14 protein-coding genes are annotated in these 16,971 nt (G+C 63.1%); 10 read left to right on the top strand and 4 right to left on the bottom strand.

All coding sequences use genetic code 11. The features are described from left to right. The first annotated feature begins 172 nt into the window (after positions 1-172). From AC3A3Q_RS14145 to AC3A3Q_RS14185, 9 genes are all read left to right on the top strand, one after another. Positions 173-1,795, top strand: coding sequence for a sensor histidine kinase (locus AC3A3Q_RS14145; protein WP_487586839.1), 1,623 nt, complete (start codon positions 173-175; stop codon positions 1,793-1,795). A 129-nt stretch (positions 1,796-1,924) separates the two neighbouring features. Beyond that, a complete protein-coding gene (locus AC3A3Q_RS14150; RefSeq protein ID WP_487586840.1) occupies positions 1,925-3,373 on the top strand; it encodes a sigma-54-dependent transcriptional regulator in 1,449 nt (482 codons plus the stop codon). A 556-nt stretch (positions 3,374-3,929) separates the two neighbouring features. Beyond that, entirely contained in the window at positions 3,930-4,337 is a 408-nt protein-coding gene (locus AC3A3Q_RS14155) for a pilin (protein ID WP_487586841.1), read from the top strand. A 164-nt stretch (positions 4,338-4,501) separates the two neighbouring features. Further along, on the top strand, positions 4,502-4,909 hold the full coding sequence (locus tag AC3A3Q_RS14160) for a pilin (protein WP_487586842.1): 408 nt from the start codon (positions 4,502-4,504) through the stop codon (positions 4,907-4,909). 86 nt (positions 4,910-4,995) lie between these two features. Next, the gene (locus AC3A3Q_RS14165) at positions 4,996-6,879 is read left to right on the top strand and encodes a hypothetical protein (RefSeq protein ID WP_487586843.1); all 1,884 of its coding nucleotides are present in this window, start codon (positions 4,996-4,998) and stop codon (positions 6,877-6,879) included. Positions 6,880-6,938: 59 nt separating this feature from the next. Next, complete coding sequence (locus AC3A3Q_RS14170) at positions 6,939-8,258, top strand: oligosaccharide flippase family protein (protein WP_487586844.1); 1,320 nt, start codon at positions 6,939-6,941, stop codon at positions 8,256-8,258. Between the two features lie 381 nt (positions 8,259-8,639). Beyond that, entirely contained in the window at positions 8,640-9,338 is a 699-nt protein-coding gene (locus AC3A3Q_RS14175; protein ID WP_487586845.1) for a class I SAM-dependent methyltransferase, read from the top strand. Beyond that, on the top strand, positions 9,335-10,402 hold the full coding sequence (locus AC3A3Q_RS14180) for a glycosyltransferase family 2 protein (RefSeq protein ID WP_487586846.1): 1,068 nt from the start codon (positions 9,335-9,337) through the stop codon (positions 10,400-10,402). Before AC3A3Q_RS14175 ends, AC3A3Q_RS14180 begins: the two co-directional genes overlap by 4 nt. Further along, positions 10,399-11,235, top strand: coding sequence for a glycosyltransferase family 2 protein (locus AC3A3Q_RS14185; protein ID WP_487586847.1), 837 nt, complete (start codon positions 10,399-10,401; stop codon positions 11,233-11,235). Before AC3A3Q_RS14180 ends, AC3A3Q_RS14185 begins: the two co-directional genes overlap by 4 nt. A gap of 17 nt (positions 11,236-11,252) precedes the next feature. On the opposite strand, the gene AC3A3Q_RS14190 is transcribed toward AC3A3Q_RS14185, so the two are convergent. The 4 genes from AC3A3Q_RS14190 to AC3A3Q_RS14205 all read right to left on the bottom strand — a co-directional run bounded on the left by AC3A3Q_RS14190 (position 11,253) and on the right by AC3A3Q_RS14205 (position 15,073). After that, the gene (locus AC3A3Q_RS14190) at positions 11,253-12,257 is read right to left on the bottom strand and encodes a glycosyltransferase family 4 protein (RefSeq protein ID WP_487586848.1); all 1,005 of its coding nucleotides are present in this window, start codon (positions 12,255-12,257) and stop codon (positions 11,253-11,255) included. Between the two features lie 34 nt (positions 12,258-12,291). After that, on the bottom strand, positions 12,292-13,419 hold the full coding sequence (locus tag AC3A3Q_RS14195; protein ID WP_487586849.1) for a glycosyltransferase: 1,128 nt from the start codon (positions 13,417-13,419) through the stop codon (positions 12,292-12,294). Positions 13,420-13,514: 95 nt separating this feature from the next. Further along, positions 13,515-14,216: a class I SAM-dependent methyltransferase gene (locus AC3A3Q_RS14200; RefSeq protein ID WP_487586850.1), complete on the bottom strand. Its 702-nt coding sequence runs from the start codon at positions 14,214-14,216 to the stop codon at positions 13,515-13,517. Continuing rightward, positions 14,213-15,073, bottom strand: coding sequence for a glycosyltransferase family 2 protein (locus AC3A3Q_RS14205; protein WP_487586851.1), 861 nt, complete (start codon positions 15,071-15,073; stop codon positions 14,213-14,215). The genes AC3A3Q_RS14200 and AC3A3Q_RS14205 overlap by 4 nt, the downstream gene beginning before the upstream one ends. A gap of 170 nt (positions 15,074-15,243) precedes the next feature. On the opposite strand from AC3A3Q_RS14205, the gene pilB reads away from it, so the two are divergent. Next, positions 15,244-16,968 carry a type IV-A pilus assembly ATPase PilB gene (pilB, locus tag AC3A3Q_RS14210; RefSeq protein WP_487586852.1) on the top strand — a complete coding sequence of 575 codons (1,725 nt, stop codon included), beginning with the start codon at positions 15,244-15,246 and terminating at the stop codon, positions 16,966-16,968. Positions 16,969-16,971 lie beyond the last annotated feature (3 nt).

Below are 16,971 nucleotides of genomic sequence, written 5' to 3' on the forward strand. Positions count from 1 at the left end.
CCACAAGGGGAGAGGGCAACGCCCGGGTTGCGACGGCTCCCTCTCCCCTTGTGGGAGAGGGACAAGCCGCCGCAGGCGGCCAGGGAGAGGGGCCGCATCCGCCACATATGGCAACAATGTCCCGCCGCCCCCCATACTCGCGACCACCACCCGCCCTCACCCGGACAACCGCTTGCCGCTCGCCCTCGCCCCGATCGATGCCGCCGATGCCGATCGCGCCCTGCGCCGCGAGCTTTACTTCTTCACCCTCTACCGCCTGCTTGAGGCGGCCCTGCTGGTGTTCTTCCTGTTCGGGCCGGCGACCGGACTGGTCGAGCCGCTGCGCCATGCCCTGGGCGCACGCGCCGTGGCGCTGGCCTACCTCTTCATTGCCGCGTTGCTTTTTGCCTTCGGCAAGCGCGGCGAGTTGCGCAGCCAGACACTGACCGGCATCGGTGCGGACCTGTTCTTCGGCCTCCTGGCCATGCACACCATGCCGATGGCGGGCACGGGCATCGCGCTGATGCTGTTGTTCAACGTCGGCGCGGCCGCGCTGCTTCTGCCGCCGCGCTACGGCCTGGGCGCCGCTTTCGTGGCGGTACTGGGGCTGTTCGGCGAGTACGCATGGAGCACGCTGGACCCGATGTTCGCGCGCCGCACCCTTGCCGAACCGATGATGTTCGCCATCGGCTACATGGCCGTGGCCACCCTGACCAGCATCCTCGGCCGGCAGATGCGTGACAGCTACGACCTGGCCGAGCGCCGCGGCGCCGAGGCCGCGCACCTGGGCGAAATCAACGAGCTGATCATTCGCCGCCTGCGCACCGGCGTGCTGCTGGTGGACCGCAGCGACTGCATCCGCCTGGCCAACGAGGCGGCGATGCTGCTCCTGGGCGATGCCGGCGAGAGCACCGACCTGCACGGCCAGCGCAGCCTGGCCGTGGCGGCACCGGAACTTGCGCGGCGCCTGCAACGCTGGCGCAGCGATGGCAGCAATGTCGACAGCCCCGTGCAGTTGGCGCCGGACCTGCCTGAAGTGGTGCCGCGCTTCACCCGCCTGCTCGCCGGCAGCGACCAGGTGCTGGTCTTCCTCGACGACACCTCGCTGCTCTCGCGCCATGCCGAGTCGATGACCCTGGCCACGCTTGGCCGCTTTTCGGCGAGCCTGGCCCACGAGATCCGCAATCCGCTGGCGGCGATCAACTACGCCGTGCAGTTGCTGGAGGAGTCCGACGACATCCCGACCGCCGAGCGCCGGCTGCTGGAGATCATCCGCCAGCAGGGCATGCGCATGAACGGCATCGTCGAGAACGTGCTCGGCATGGCCCGGCGCGAGCCGGCCAAGCCCGAGCATGTCGAGCTGGTTGGCTTCGCCCGCATGTTCGTCGAGGAGTACCTGGAGAGCCACCCGCTCGACCACGACACCCTTCGCACCGGCGGCAAGGTCGCGCGCCTGCCGGTGATGATCGACCCGCGCCAGCTGCACCAGGTGCTGACCGTGCTGGTGCACAACGCCCTGACCTACGGGCGGATGCCGGGCGAGCCGGCCCGGGTTTCGGTCCATGTCTATGCCGACGAGGCCGGAACGCCTTCCATCGACGTGCTCGATCGCGGCCCGGGCATCCCGGAGTCGGTGGCGTCGCGCCTGTTCCGCCCGTTCTTCACCACCTCCAGCCACGGCACGGGCCTTGGCCTGTATATCGCGCGCGAACTTTGCCGCGCAAACCAGGCAACGCTGGACTACGTGGCGATGCCCGGTGGTGGCGGTTGCTTCCGGATCCGCCTGGTCGGTAGTCACACCTTGTTGTCTGCCTGACCCGCCGGGACGACCAGGCAACCAACAGACCCGGCTTCTCAGCAACGCGCCTTCCTGAACGCGTGACGCACGTCAGTTCTGCTTGGCTCTTCACACAGCCTTAAGTTATCGTGGCGCACGGAGGGGACGATGGCCGAAACACGTAGTGCACTGGTGGTCGACGACGAACGCGACATTCGCGAGTTGCTCGTCATGACATTGGGGAGGATGGGATTGCGTTGCGACACCGCCTCCACCATCGGGGAGGCACGCAGCCAGCTGTCCCGGAATCGCTACGACCTGTGCCTGACCGACATGCGCCTGCCTGACGGCTCGGGCATGGACCTGGTCGCCGAGATCAGCCAGAAGCACCCCGAGACTCCGGTCGCCATGATCACCGCCTTCGGCAATGTCGAAGCCGCGGTCGAGGCACTGAAGGCCGGCGCGTTCGACTTCGTCGCCAAACCTGTCGATCTGGCCGTGCTGCGCGACCTGGTCCGCCACGCCCTGGACCTCAACGAAAGCCGCCGCAGCGCGCCGCCGGCCGACGCCGTCGCCGCCCGCCTGTACGGCCAGTCGCCGGCCATGACCACGCTGCGCCAGACGATCGCCAAGGTCGCGCGCAGCCAGGCGCCGGTCTATATCGTCGGCGAGTCGGGCGTGGGCAAGGAGCTGGTCGCCCGCACCATCCACGCCGAAGGCGGCCGCGCCAGCGGGCCGTTCGTTCCGGTCAATTGCGGCGCGATCCCGGCCGAACTGATGGAAAGCGAGTTCTTCGGCCACAAGAAGGGCAGCTTCACCGGTGCCCATGCCGACAAGCCCGGCCTGTTCCAGAGCGCCGATGGCGGCACGCTGTTCCTCGACGAGATCGCCGAGCTGCCGTTGGCGATGCAGGTCAAGCTGTTGCGCGCGATCCAGGAAAAGTCGATCCGTCCGGTCGGCGCCAACAGCGAAGTGCCGGTGGATGTGCGCATCCTCTCGGCCACGCACAAGGACCTGGCCGCGCTCGTCGCCGATGGCCGCTTCCGCCAGGACCTTTACTACCGCATCAACGTGATCGAGCTGCGCGTACCGCCGCTCCGCGAGCGCCAGGATGACCTGCCCGGCCTGGTGCTGATGGTGCTCAAGCGCCTCGCCACGGCGCAGTCGCGACCGGTGCCTGCGCTGAGCGACGACGCCCTCGGGGTTCTGCGCAGTTATGCGTTCCCGGGCAACGTGCGCGAGCTGGAGAACATCCTCGAGCGCGCGCTTGCACTTGCCGAAGACGAGATCCTGACGGCCGAGGACCTGCGCTTGCCGCAGGCGCCACAAGCCCAGAGCACTGTGTTTCCGAGCACGGGCAATTCCACGACGTCCGCATCGCCAGCGCCCGCCCCGATCGCGGTGGGTGGCCAACCGATGATGGCCATCGACCCGCGCACGCTCAATCCGCGCGATACCGCCAGCAGCCCGCTCCCCTCCTATATAGAGGAGATCGAGCGAGCGGCGATCCAGCAGGCGCTGCAGGAAAACCGCTACAACAAGACCCGCACCGCGGCCGCGCTCGGCATTACCTTCCGCGCGCTGCGATACAAGCTGAAGAAGCTCGGGATCGATTGATCCACTTTGCGGTCATCCCGGCGAACGCCGGGATCCAGGCCCGCAGCACCACCGCCACCTCATCGTCATCCCGGCGAAAGCCGGGATCCATCCAGCGCCGACTACTCGTCAGCGCCGATGCCCCGCTTCACTCGCACGCGCAGACTCACCCAACGCGCGGTGAACGGTTCCTGCGCAAACCCGCACCGGCGCTTGTCGTCCCGCACCGCCTGAGATAAAAAGCTGACGCACCGCACACACATCGGCAGCAAGTGCCCATGGCAGTCGTTCGGCAGCCTATCGGGTCCAAACCCGCCCCAGCGCCGGCCGGGCCCGAGCGCTGACGCCCAGCGTCACTGCCTCGAAGAAACTGACAAATAACGTCACAGCGCCCCCGGCGGGTTCTGACATTTTGCGTGAACGCATACCCAGATTGGTAACGAGGACGGGTAAAACCACCCTTGGCACGGCTTATGCGTGTATTTTCAGCGCACGTGCCGTGGCGCACGGCTGCCCGAGGATCGGAAGGCCCGACCCAATGGCACGTGAAGTAAAAAAACACTCCTAGGGGAAACACATGAAGAACAATCAGCAAGGCTTCACCCTGATCGAACTGATGATCGTCGTGGCGATCATCGCCATCCTGGCCGCCATCGCGCTGCCGGCATACCAGGACTACGTGGCCCGCTCGCAGGTCACCGCTGGCCTGGCCGACATCCGTGGCGGCGTGACGGCGTTTGAAGAAATGATCAACAAGGGCACCCAGGTTCAGACCCTGCCCCTGATTGGCCTGCGCACCCCGACCACTCGTTGCGCGACTGTCTCTCTGCCGACCACTGGCGCTTCTGGCTCCATCCAGTGCACGCTGACCGGCAACCCGAAGGTCGCTACCAAGACCATTACCCTGACCCGCACCTCGGCTACCGGTGCTTGGGAATGCTCCACGACGGTTGATGCGAAGTACAAGCCGGCTGGCTGCAGCTGATAAGTGCTTTCCAGGTAAACAAGAAGACCCCGGCCCTGCCGGGGTTTTTTTTACGGGTGTCACACACCAACTCCAATCGGAACGATCCCGGCCGTGGGCTCGCCGTCTCGGCTGGCATGATTTGTGCGTCTCTTGTTGAACCGCAACATCTGCAGGGGGCAGATATGCACAGGTCAAATGGATTTACCCTGATCGAACTGATGATCGTGGTCGCGATCATCGCCATTCTCGCGGCCATCGCACTTCCGGCCTACCAGGACTACACCATCCGTAGCCAGCTGACCGCGGGCCTAGAAGAAATTACTGGTGGCAAGTCGACTTATGAGTCGCAAGTTGTCGCCAACAGCTCCACCACCTTCAATGTCTCCGACCTCGGCCTCCACACGCCGACGCCGCGCTGCGACATCACGATGGATCCTTCGGTCAACAATGGATACATCCGCTGCAGAGTCAAGGGGCATCCGGCGATTGCTGGCAAGACCATCGAAATTGACCGCAGCAGCAGTGGCGTCTGGACCTGCAAGGTGAGCGCGAGCATTGCCCAGAAGCACAGGCCAGCTGACTGCAGCTAGGCCTGGATGGATAACTCAAGGGCGGCCTATCCCAACCCGGACCAAGCCGCCTACACTGCGGGCAAGCCCGCCGGATCGAAGCGTCGATGCCCCCGATTTACCGCAATTCCGCCGCACTCCCCGTCCTGCTGTTGATCGTCACCGCATTGGTCTTCTGGCCCGGACTGAGTGGCGGCTTCTTGTTTGACGACTTCCCGAACATCGTCACCAATTCCAAGATCCAGATGGAAGTCCTGGACTGGGCATCGCTCAAGACGGCAGCCGTCGCCTACCAGCCCGGCCCGTTCGGCCGCCCGATGGCGACGGTCTCGTTCGCGATCAATTACCTGATCGGCGCAAAGGATCCCTGGGGCTATAAATTCGTCGGCCTGGTGATCCATCTCGTCAACGCACTACTGGTCCTTTTGCTCCTCAAGCGCGTTCTTGCGCTGCCCCGAGTCAAGTCTACTTGGCCTGCCTCCGTTGCGTTTGCCATCGCGCTGCTTTGGGCGATCCACCCGTTGCAGACGTCTTCGGTGCTGTACGTCGTCCAGCGAATGGAGATCCTGTCCACAACCTTCGTCCTGCTCGCACTCGTCGCGTATCTGCGCGGGCGAGTCCTACAGGGTCAAGGCAAGCGCGGATGGCCCTGGCTTACCGGCGCCTTGGCTCTGGGTTGCCTGGGTCTACTCAGCAAGGAAAACGCGGTTCTGCTGCCTGCCTACACCCTCGCCCTTGAGCTGACGGTTCTGGGCTTCGACGCTCGTTCGAGCAATACCCAACGTCTATTGAAGGGTGGCTATCTGCTCGGCGCGCTGCTGGCGGCGGTGATTTTCCTGTTCTGGGCGCTGCCAGCAGCAATGGCCCCGCATGCTTTCGACGGTCGCAACTTCGACCTGCAGGAACGACTGCTGACGCAGCTCCGCGTACTACCGCTTTACCTCGGGCAGATCCTGCTTCCGCTGCCCGGCAGCCTTACGTTCTACTACGACGCATTCCCCAAATCGACCGGCCTGCTGAGCCCCGCCACCACTCTCGCCGGCGGCGCGCTTGTCTTGGCGCTGTTGGCAATTGCCTGGCGTATGCGACGATGCTTGCCGCTCGTGTCGCTCGGAATCCTCTGGTTCTTCGGCGCCCACCTGCTAACCAGCAATGTGTTCAATCTCGAACTGGTGTTCGAACACCGCAATTATTTTGCGATGCTCGGCATCCTACTGGCCGTTGCCGACCTGATTCGCAGGATCCCGATGCGGGACGGTCCTGCGCTTAAGCAGATCGCGGTGGTTGCCGTGATTCTGGCGTTCGGGGCGATGAGCCTCATACGATCGGCGACTTGGGGCAACTCGCTGAACCTGGCCTTGGATCTGGTGCACAAAGCGCCCGCATCAGCCCGAGCCAGCAATGACCTTGGCGAGCAGTACATGGTGGTCGCCGATGGCAACCCGGCATCCCCGTTCTACGCCATGGGCATCGGCGAATTCGAGCGCGGATCGCGGCTGCCTGATGCGTCGCCCTTGCCAGAGCAGGCATTGATCCTCTTCGCCGCGAGCATGGGCCAACCGGTCAAGGAAGAATGGTGGCAGCGATTCATCGACAAGCTGCGCACCCGCCCTATCGGCCCCCAGGAGCAGATCGCAGTCTCGGGCCTGATCCAGCAGCGCTACGATGGCATCGAACTCGATGACCGCCGGCTTGCTGACGCGTATATCATGCTCGCCTCTCGCGTCGAGCTGCCGGCCCACGTGTATGCCCGCCTTGGCGACCATGCCGTGGCGTACCTGCATGACGAGGCCTTGGCTGATCAAATGTTCATTGCAGCGATTGAGCAGAACCCGACGGACAGCGAGTACGCTGCAAAAGTGTTTGCCTCCCTGACGGCGGATGGCCGGTACCACCAAGCGGAAGCCGTACTTGAGCGTGCCCGCGCGCTCGGTCTGATCAACGACGCCAAAACACGAGTGGGCAAGCCCGCCCAGGGTGCCAGCCTATGACGGGGCCAGGACGATTGACCGCACCGCGGTTGATTACGCCTGGGCGGTAGCGGTCGCCAATGGCGTTCCGTGACATGCAAGGTAAAGCACGGGCAATGGTCGCCTGGCGACCGGGGCGCCTGTTTCGCGGCACGTTCGCACTCACGGCTGGACTTGGTGTGCGTACGCTCATCCAGGCGACGATGTTCATCCTGGTTGCACGGATACTTGGCGTCAGTGACTACGGCGCCTTCTCTGCCGTCCTCGCGCTGGCCGCTGCCATCGGACAGCTGGGCGCATTCGGTGCGCACACGGTCATGCTGCGTGACGTCGCACGCGCACCCGGAACATTCTCGTCGGCCTGGGGCCGCACGCTCGGCGCGATCGCACTGACGGGCCCGCTCCTCCTGCTCGTTTACGGGACACTGGCCTTTTTCCTTCTGCCGCCGCAGGTTCCAGCCATGGCTGCGATGCTGCTCGGCATCGCCGAGATCATGTTTGCTCCGGTCAACGCGGCGGCGGCCACGGCTTACCAAGCACATGAACGTCTGAGCGATGCTTCCCGTGTGCTGGTGGCACCAACCGTTCCCCGGTTGACAGCCGTCCTCGCCTTATGGCCGCTGGCAAAGCTCGCGCCTGATGACGTATTGATCTCGTGGTCCTGGCTATATGCGGCTTCCGCGCTAATCGCGGCGGTATACGCCCTGAACAAGACTCGCACTGATCTGGGCTCTGCGACTGTTCCTCGACGCGCAGAGTTAGCCCGCGCGCTCCGCGAGGGAGGACCCTTTGCTGCTGGCGGGCTCGCCCTTCGACTGTACGGCGACATCGACAAGACCATGCTTGGGCGGATGGATACGCTGGCAGTCACGGGCGCGTATTCCTCCGCGTACCGGGTCGCAGAACTGGCAGGGGTTCCGGTCGTCTCGTTGCTGACCGCCGCCCTTCCACGCATCTTTCGCACGTCCGAGGACGGCCACTCTGCTGCCCTCGAATATGTGAAGCGCCTTGCGCTTTGGCCTTGCGCATACGCGCTGGTAGCGGTGCCGTTGATCTGGATTGCCGCGCCGTTGCTATGCTGGATTCTCGGTCCGGACTACAGTGCAACGCTGATGCCCTTGCGATGGTTGGCTTTCCTCCCACTAGTATCGGCACCTCGCTTGCTGCTGCAGAATCTACTGCTGGGGTCGGACCGAACCCGGGTTCTGGTAGCCATCCTGGTTGCAGGCGCCGTCGCCAACATCCTGCTCAATCTTTGGTGGATCCCGACGGCTAGCTGGAAAGGTGCAGTGATTAGTACCTATGCTGCCGAAATCCTGATGGCAACGGGCATGTGGATTGCCTGTCGATTCCCAAGCCCGTCCGCAGCCTCCACCGTTGAGCGTCGAAAGCCCGATTGAGCCATGCCACATTTGCCAACAAAGCCCGCCGATGCCTCCTCTTGGCCAGCTGATGGACTGGAGTACCTCGGCCATTGCCCCGTATGCGGAAGCGAGAGACGTTCGGTTCTTTACGAAGGCCTGACCGACCGCTTGTTCGGGGCCCCCGGTCAGTGGACTTTGTATCGCTGTCGCGAGTGCGAAAGTGGTTACCTCGATCCACGACCCGATCGCAATACAATCGGCCTGGCATACCAGAGCTACGAAACGCACCGCACGAAGCAAGACCCCCTCACCCGCCAAGGTGTGCTGGGCTCTCTGCGCACCCGGCTTCGCAACGGGTATCTCAACTGTAAATACCAGTTCGGCATTGAACCGACTTCAAGCTGGGGATACGGAGCGATGCATCTGCTCCCCCCACCGTTCCGGCACGAATGGGATCATCACGCACGCCACCTGGCCAAACCATCACCTGGTGCATGCCGCCTGCTCGATGTCGGCTGCGGTAACGGCGAATTCCTTGCGCGTGCCCGCAACCAAGGCTGGAACGTGTTCGGGGTCGACTTCGATTCGCAGGCGCTGCAGCATGCGGCGGCGCAGGGAATCGATGCTTTCTGTGGCGATATCGAAGATGCAAAGCTTCCAGATGAGTCATTCGACGCCATCACGAGCCACCAGGTGATCGAGCATGTACATGATCCTGCACAGTTTGTGAGGACGCTGCGCCGTTTGCTCAAGCCCGGCGGATCCCTCTGGATCGGTACGCCGAACTTTTCGAGCAATGCCCACCAGCGGTTCGGCCGGGACTGGGCCTCATTGCAGGCTCCAGCACACCTGCAGCTGTTCTCGCCAACGGCGCTTGAACAGATACTGCTCGACAGCGGATTGAGCGACATCCGCTTCCGGCCCCGCGGTTTTTTCGAACACTACGTACATCGCGTGTCGAGCGCCATGCAACTGGGTGGCGAAGGCCACGACAACCTCATGATCCAGAGCCGGACCGTACGGTACGGCCGGATCGCGGCAGCCATTAGTGAGCTGCATGCCTGGCTTTCCCCGCGAACCGGCGGCGACATGGTGGTCACTGCGAGCCGGCCATGAGCGCAACACCGCTGATCTCGGTTCTGATGTCGACGTACAACGTCGGGCCGTACGTGGAAGAAGCAGTGGAGAGCATCCTCCGGCAGACTGTTGGCGACTTCGAATTGCTGGTGGTCGACGATGCTTCGGGCGATGGCACCCATGAAAGCCTCACCCGCTTGGCTGGACGTGACCGCCGCATCGGCGTATGGCGCAACGACTCCAATCGCGGCGTCGCCGCTTCGATCAATGGCCTGGTCGGTGAAGCGCGTGGCGCTCTGGTGGCACGCATGGACGGCGACGACATTGCGGTGCCAAGCCGTTTCGAGCGTCAGCTCCACGCCATGGAGGAAAACATCGACGTGCTCGGCGGCTGGATGTCGGTGTTCGGCGACGGTCGCGAGCGGGTCCAACGATATCCTTCCGAGCATCACGGCATCCGCGCAGGCCTTATGTTCTGCCCGATGTTCTCGCAGCCCACCGTGATGCTGCGCCGCGACCTGCTGCGACGTGTGCCGTATCGCGAAGAATCGGGGATTCTCGAGGACTACGACCTTTGGGCACGACTGTCGCTGGCCGGAGCAAGGATGGCGAATCTTCCCGAGGTGTTGTTGCGGCATCGGCGGCATCCCTCGCAGACGTCCTCCCGCCTGCACGCTGAACAATGGCGAATTGCCGCCGGAGTATCGCTCGATTACCTGCAGGCCCTGGGCATCGCCGCATCGGAGGAAGAGAGGCGAATCCATGTCGATGTCAGGTCACCACGCCCGCCGCAGTCGATCGAAGAAGTCGTCTTGACCGAAAATTGGCTTTCAAGACTGGCTGGCCAGTTCGAGGACGCAGACGCCAAGCGGGTGATCTCGAGCATGTGGTACCGCTACTGCCTGAAAGCGGCACCGCTGGGAATTGCCACCTATCGCCGATTCCAGCACTCAGGCCTTCTCGCCCACCTCCGGCCCAAACCCTGGCAACACGCGGCCTTGCTCAGCCTGGGCCTACTGCGTCTGCAACAGAACTCAAAGGCATACCGCGCACTCGCAGCGCTGAGCCCGGCGGCATGCAAAGGCCGAGGGAGGTCTCAATGAGGGTTGTCGCGGTTGTACTGAACTACCGCGACGCCGAGATGACTGCACGCTGCGTCTACAGCCTCCATGGCCAGATCGTGCAGACCGTCGTGGTGGACAACTCCGAGTCGGAAGAACACCATCTACACTTGATCAGACTGTTCGATGGAGCCCCTTCTTGCCGGGTGATCAGGGCACCCGCCAACCTCGGATTTGCCGCCGGCGTAGCGTTGGGCGTCGAGTCGGTAGATGCCGCCGACGCGTTCTTGTTCATCAACAGCGATGCCATTGCCGAACCCGGCATGGTCGAAACCCTGCAACTGGCATTAGACGCGCACGGCGGGAAAGCGCTGGTCTCCGCCGTTCCGAATGCTGGCGGCGCCGGCGGAATCCTCTGGTACCAGCGTTTCCTTGCCCTGACTTTTACACAGCAATGGCCAGGCACCATTCCCTACATCAGTGGGGCGTGCATGCTCGTGCCGGCAGACTTCGCCCGGTCACACCCGTTTGACGCGCGATTCTTCATGTACGGCGAAGACATAGCATTCTCGTCACGTGCGCGCGCCGACGGTTTCGGACTGGTGCTGGCACCTGAGGCCAGGTTTGTACATGCCGGTAGCGGCTCTTCGCGCAGGGGCAGCTTGTTCTACGAGTATCACGTGATGCGCGGGCATCTTCTGCTTGCCAATGCACTGGCCTCACGCCCGCGCGACAGGTTCCTGATGCGTCTAGGCCGGACCATATCGCTTCCTGTACGAGCGACGTGGCGCTCCCTATCATCGCAAAGCCTTACGCCCTGGAAAGGGTTGCTTCGCGCAATCAGCGGTCGAGCACCGCAACCGCCAGCACGATGAAGGTGGAGCGGTTCGCTTCAGAGCAGTCGCTCGTACAACTCCAGATAGGCATCGATCGCGGCGCTTTCGCTGAAACGCGAACCGGCGACTTCACGTCCAGACTGGCCCATTGCGGCCGCAAGCTCCGCGTCCGAACGCAATAGCCTGCAATTCGCGGCTAGGGTTTCCAAGTCGTCGATCGGCCCCAATAGTCCGGTTACGCCATGGGTGACCACTTCCGAAAGCGCGCTTGTCTGAAAACCCACGAATGGCTTTGCGCAGGCCATTGCCTCCAGCGCAGTGTAGCCGAAGCCCTCGTACCTCGAAAGCGAGATCACGGCGTCGCAACGCTGGTAGGCATCGATCAGATCGGCCTCGCTCAACCGACCCAGCCAACGGATGTTTCCAGCATCGCCCGGTGGCGCTCCACGGAGTCCTCCAGTGCAATGAAGTTCAAATCCCTCGTCGAGCAGCTTGGACAACGGAAGCAGGAGGTCGCCTCCTTTGCGACGCCCCAAGTTGCCTACAAGAAGCAATCGAAAGCGGGAGGAAGAAGCGGTATTCCCAGTCCGCTGAAGCGGCGTATAGCGGTTCGTTTCGAGCCAGTTCGGGATGACATTGATGTCCTGTCGCCCCGAGAAGTCTCGAACCGTACGAGCCACGTAGTTCGAAACCGCTGTCACACCAGGCGAGTGGCGGATCGCGCGCTGTTCGCGCCAGCGCACGTGCCATCGATGGTAGGTCGCCTGCGCTGTGGATCGGAACGGTGCATATGCCGGATCGTGGACGAGGTGGTGGACGGTTGTTACTAGCGGAATTCCGCGATCCAACCAGACATGCGAGTTCCAGCTGTTGGCGTGGATCACGTCGGTACCGCGGGGAATACGCTGCCAGCGCAGCGCCTCAGGAAGGAACTCATATCCGCGGGGAAACCAGGAGGCGGCGACGTCCACGCCTCTCCGGCGTAATGCAGCCAAGAGTCGCTCGGTGAAAACGTCGGCGCCGGAGTTGGCACGGATCACCGGGAACCAGACCCGCTTCATGGCCGACGACCGGAGGATTTGGAAAGTGGTGTCATCACCGGCGCCTTTGCATGGCTACCTGCTGTAGCCAAGTGGAATAGCGCTCTGCCACGCCATGCCAGCCAAAGCGCGCTTTGAGTGCGCCCAGCGACTTCTCTGGTGACGGGCATTCCATTTGACGCAGCACGGCGGCGGCAAGCGTATCGGGTACGACGGGAGTAACGACCGCCCAGTCACCCGCCACTTGGGCAACTTCAGCAACTGCATCGACCTCGCCCAGTACCACGGGACATCCGCACCCCATGGCTTCAATGGCGACGAGACCCAGGCCCTCCTGGTCGCCGTCCGCAGCCCTGACAAACGGCGCAACGAAAACGGCGGCTCGTCGGTACAGAGATGGCAACAGGTCCTGCGATACAGGCCCCAGGAAGGTCACCCGACCCTCGATTGCCAACTGCGCGACAAGAGTGCGGCATCGCGCCTCCTCTGGCCCGAACCCAACGACGGTGAGATGAGCGTCAGGCTTGGCTCTGAGGATCGTCGGCATCGCTGCGATCAATAAATGCAGCCCCTTCTTCTCGACGAAACGTCCGACAAAGAGGATCTCGTGCCGTGACCGGGGGACCGTCGGATCGGCAACGAACCGGTCGTCGAGGTCAACACCCATGGATGCAATGGCGAGTCTGTCTTTATTGGCGCCAAGTGATAGCAGAATTGGCGCCATGGAATTGCTCACGGCCGTGACGAGAGCCGCGCGCCCGACCACCAAGCGTTTGGCGAGGACTGGAATTCGACCGTTGAGCGCGAAAAGGTCGGCCCCGTGCGACGTCACCACAAATGGCGGCGAGCGGGAGAGCAATGTTTCCAGCACCGCGGCGATCACTCCCTGCGGAATGAGCCAGTGCGCATGCACGACGTCTGGCCGTATGGTGCGTGCAATCCGCAGGCTCGAGATGACCGAGGCGATCAGAAAGCCAGGTACGAGCAGCCACTTCCAAGGACGTCGCTTCAGATTGTTCACAATGCCGCCATCGCTCACCAGCGTCTCCAGCGACGGAGGTGCATAGCGGAACCGGCGGACGTGGACACCATCCATGCACTCGTGCCGCTGGGCCGTCCGGGCATGCGGAGTGACCACCGTCACCGTGAATTCCCGGGTCAGTCGCTTGCACAGTTCATGCACGAATCCCGGTTCCGGATCCCCGGCCCACCGGGGATACGTCGACGCCAGCACGAGCAATCTCGGCCGTCGACCCCCAGGTGGCTGCCCACTCTCAATCAAGGCCGGACCAGTTCCACGTGATAGCCAACCGTCATTGCGCGCCAGGTTGGCCATATGGATGCCAGTAGCCAGGCCCCGAGGTTGATGACGCAAACCAGCGTCGCAGCAATGGGAAGATAGATGACCTGACGGACGCGCGACGCATCCTGCAGTGGACCGGCAAGGGCGAGACATGCGATGACGCCTGCGGTCTCAACCGGATGGGTTGACTGTACCAGCCCCATGACTTCCAGCCCCGCCCGTTGCGAACCGTTTATCCAGCCTGATTCCGTCCAGCGCTGATAGTCATGCGGGGCGTCGTGGACCGGATACATGAACGGCATCGTGAGGTGCGCACGCCCTCCTGGTCTGAGTACGCGCGCGATCTCCAACAGCACAGCATGAGGATCCCGGACATGCTCCAGCACCTCCAGGCAAGCAACGTGATCAAAGGTCGCATCGGCGAACGGCAGATTGGCAGCATCACCGAACACATGAGGCTTCGTCCGATACAGCTGCTTCACGGTTACCGGATAGTCGAAGGCGACGTATTCGCAATCATCCGCCAGGAAGTGGCGGAGCCAGCCATCGGCAGCCCCGACGTCCAGCACCCTACCCCCCCGGCCCGAAAGCGCCGCTGGCGGCTGACGGCGTCCGAGCAACCATTGGGGATGCAGCGGGGAGCGACCAACCCATCGCGCCAGGGACCTCAAGGTCATCCACGATCCTGCCGCGTGTAGGTCAGGGAAGTAATCTGCTCCGAAACCAGTCCGATAAGGAAAATGATGACCGAGGCACTAAACAACAGCGTGCTCATGTTGGTAAACCTACCCATGACAGCATAGGTGTAGGCGTAGTAGCCAGCGCCGAGCAGGAAGAACGCAATTGCCGCGGGAGCGAACAGCTTCACGGGTGAGTACAGCGTCGCGATCTTGAAGATGATCAGCAGGAAGCGGATGCCATCCTTGATTGGCCGGATGTGACTTCCGTTGCCGACCCGCTTCGCCACCGGGATCGGCACATAGGCCACAGGGTAAGCACTGCGGAAGAAGGCCATCGTGCTGGTGGTCGGATAGCTGAATCCGTTGGGCAACAGATGCAGGAACTCCCGGAACTTGTCAGCACGAACCGCCCGGAATCCGGATGTTAGGTCCAGGATCCTGTGGCCGGTCATCCAACTGGCAAGGCGGTTGTAGACACCGTTTGCCAGCCCCCGGTGAAAGTTTGCCTGGCCCGAGCCGTCCCGCGCGCCCACGACCATGTCGTAGCCCTCGCCCAGTTTCTCTAGCAACAGTCCGATATGTCCGGCGCTGTGCTGGCCGTCGGCATCCATGAACACGATTACCTCGCCCGAGGCGGCTCTGGCACCGCGCTTGATCGCGGCGCCATTGCCCATGGAGTACGGGGACGACAGCACCCGGGCCCCCTGCTGGGCAGCAATCGTGGCAGTTCCATCGCTGGAGCCGTCATCGACCACGATCAGCTCGGCCTCGGGCCACAGCTCCCGCAGGGCTGGCAGTGTCCTGGCCAGGCCCTCGGCCTCGTTCTTAGCAGGTAGTACTACGGAAACGCGCATCCCCTCCCCCTTTGCCACAGAGTAGGCGATCGGGCCTCCCCCAGGAAGGTGCATGCGTCCCCGTTTTCTTAATGGGGCTGCGGCCGCGGGACTGCACAAACGTGCGCACGGTCCGCTCCCCAGGCAACGGGATTGAGGTACAGTCCGATCGGGGAATTACAGGGGGCTCCATGAGCACCGTTGCCACTGCCAATCTGGTGGGGATCACCGGCATTGCCCGGCGCCTTGTGCTGGACGGGGCACTTGAAGATACTGCCGCCCGCCAAGCCTTGGCGAACGCCACGAGCCTGAAGCAGCCCATAGCCGCCTATCTGGCGGAGAAGCGCCTGGTCACTCCGGCGCAAATGGCTGCGGCCAACTCGGTCGAATTCGGCGTGCCTTTGCTTGATGCGTCGGCTTTCGACCCCAAGCAGTCCGCCATCAAGGTCGTAAATGAAGCTCTGATACGCAAGCATTCCGTGTTGCCGCTGTTCAAGCGCGGCAATCGTCTGTTTGTGGGCATTGCTGATCCGACCAACAACCAGGCACTTGAAGAGATCAAGTTCCAGACCAATTTGGCCATTGAGCCGATCCTTGTGGACGAGGACCGGATCAAGCGCTGCATCGAAACGTGGCTGGAGGCAAGCGACGCGCTGGCCGACACGGTCGGCGATTCGGATGGATTGGAATCCCTGGACGTATCGGGTGGCGATGCCGATCTCGCCAACGAAAGCGGCGTGGACGTCAAGACCGACGACACCCCGGTGGTGAAGTTCGTCAACAAGGTGCTGGTCGATGCGATCCGAAAGGGCGCATCGGACATTCACTTCGAACCCTACGAAACCGAATACCGCGTGCGCCTGCGCATCGACGGCCTGCTTAAACAGGTCGCGAAGGTACCTACCAGCCTGCAGGCGCGCATTGCCGCGCGGGTGAAGGTCATGGCGCAGCTCGACATCGCCGAGAAGCGCGTGCCGCAGGACGGCCGCATCAAGCTCAACATCTCCAAGACCAAGCAGGTCGACTTCCGCGTCAGCACCCTGCCGACCCTGTTCGGCGAGAAGGTGGTGATGCGTATCCTCGACGGCAGCGCGGCCAAGCTGGGCATCGACAAGCTCGGCTACGAGGACGCGCAGCGCGCGCTCTACGAGCAGGCCCTGGCCAAGCCTTACGGCATGGTGCTGGTGACCGGCCCGACCGGCTCGGGTAAAACAGTGTCGCTGTACACCGGTCTGAACATCCTCAACGACGAACAGCGCAACATCTCCACGGTCGAGGACCCGGTCGAAATCCGGGTTCCCGGCATCAACCAGGTGCAGATGAACGTCAAGCGCGGCATGACGTTCGCCGCCGCGCTGCGAAGCTTCCTGCGCCAGGACCCGGACGTGATCATGGTCGGCGAAATCCGCGACCTGGAAACGGCCGAGATCGCCATCAAGGCCGCCCAGACCGGCCACATGGTGCTGTCCACCCTGCACACCAACGACGCACCGCAGACCATCGCGCGCCTGATGAACATGGGCGTTGCGCCGTTCAACATCACTTCGTCCGTGACCCTGGTCATCGCCCAGCGCCTTGCGCGGCGCCTGCACGACTGCAAGCGCGAAGTGCACCTGCCGGAGCACGCGCTGCTAGCCGAAGGCTTCAAGCCCGACGAGATTGCCGATGGCCTGAAGATATTTGAGGCAGTTGGCTGCGCCGATTGCACCGAGGGTTATAAGGGTCGAACCGGCATCTACCAGGTCATGCCAATGACCGAAGAAATCCAGGCGATCGTGCTGGCCGGCGGCAATGCCATGCAGATCGCCGAGGCCGCACTGCGGTCCGGCGTCAACGACCTTCGTCAGTCGGCGATGCTGAAAGTCAAGAACGGCGTTACCAGCCTCGCCGAAATCAACCGTGTAACCAAGGACTAAACC

It is taken from the genome of Lysobacter sp. Soil_C_59 (assembly GCF_057656415.1).

What these genes read in the sequence shown, in the direction of transcription:
- AC3A3Q_RS14150 (WP_487586840.1), top strand. Translation starts at nt 1,925, where the DNA reads ATGGCCGAAACACGTAGTGCACTGGTGGTCGACGACGAACGCGACATT.
- AC3A3Q_RS14155 (WP_487586841.1), top strand. Translation starts at nt 3,930, where the DNA reads ATGAAGAACAATCAGCAAGGCTTCACCCTGATCGAACTGATGATCGTC.
- AC3A3Q_RS14160 (WP_487586842.1), top strand. Translation starts at nt 4,502, where the DNA reads ATGCACAGGTCAAATGGATTTACCCTGATCGAACTGATGATCGTGGTC.
- AC3A3Q_RS14165 (WP_487586843.1), top strand. Translation starts at nt 4,996, where the DNA reads ATGCCCCCGATTTACCGCAATTCCGCCGCACTCCCCGTCCTGCTGTTG.
- AC3A3Q_RS14170 (WP_487586844.1), top strand. Translation starts at nt 6,939, where the DNA reads ATGGCGTTCCGTGACATGCAAGGTAAAGCACGGGCAATGGTCGCCTGG.
- AC3A3Q_RS14175 (WP_487586845.1), top strand. Translation starts at nt 8,640, where the DNA reads ATGCATCTGCTCCCCCCACCGTTCCGGCACGAATGGGATCATCACGCA.
- AC3A3Q_RS14180 (WP_487586846.1), top strand. Translation starts at nt 9,335, where the DNA reads ATGAGCGCAACACCGCTGATCTCGGTTCTGATGTCGACGTACAACGTC.
- AC3A3Q_RS14185 (WP_487586847.1), top strand. Translation starts at nt 10,399, where the DNA reads ATGAGGGTTGTCGCGGTTGTACTGAACTACCGCGACGCCGAGATGACT.
- AC3A3Q_RS14190 (WP_487586848.1), bottom strand. Translation starts at nt 12,257, where the DNA reads ATGAAGCGGGTCTGGTTCCCGGTGATCCGTGCCAACTCCGGCGCCGAC.
- AC3A3Q_RS14200 (WP_487586850.1), bottom strand. Translation starts at nt 14,216, where the DNA reads ATGACCTTGAGGTCCCTGGCGCGATGGGTTGGTCGCTCCCCGCTGCAT.
- AC3A3Q_RS14205 (WP_487586851.1), bottom strand. Translation starts at nt 15,073, where the DNA reads ATGCGCGTTTCCGTAGTACTACCTGCTAAGAACGAGGCCGAGGGCCTG.
- pilB (WP_487586852.1), top strand. Translation starts at nt 15,244, where the DNA reads ATGAGCACCGTTGCCACTGCCAATCTGGTGGGGATCACCGGCATTGCC.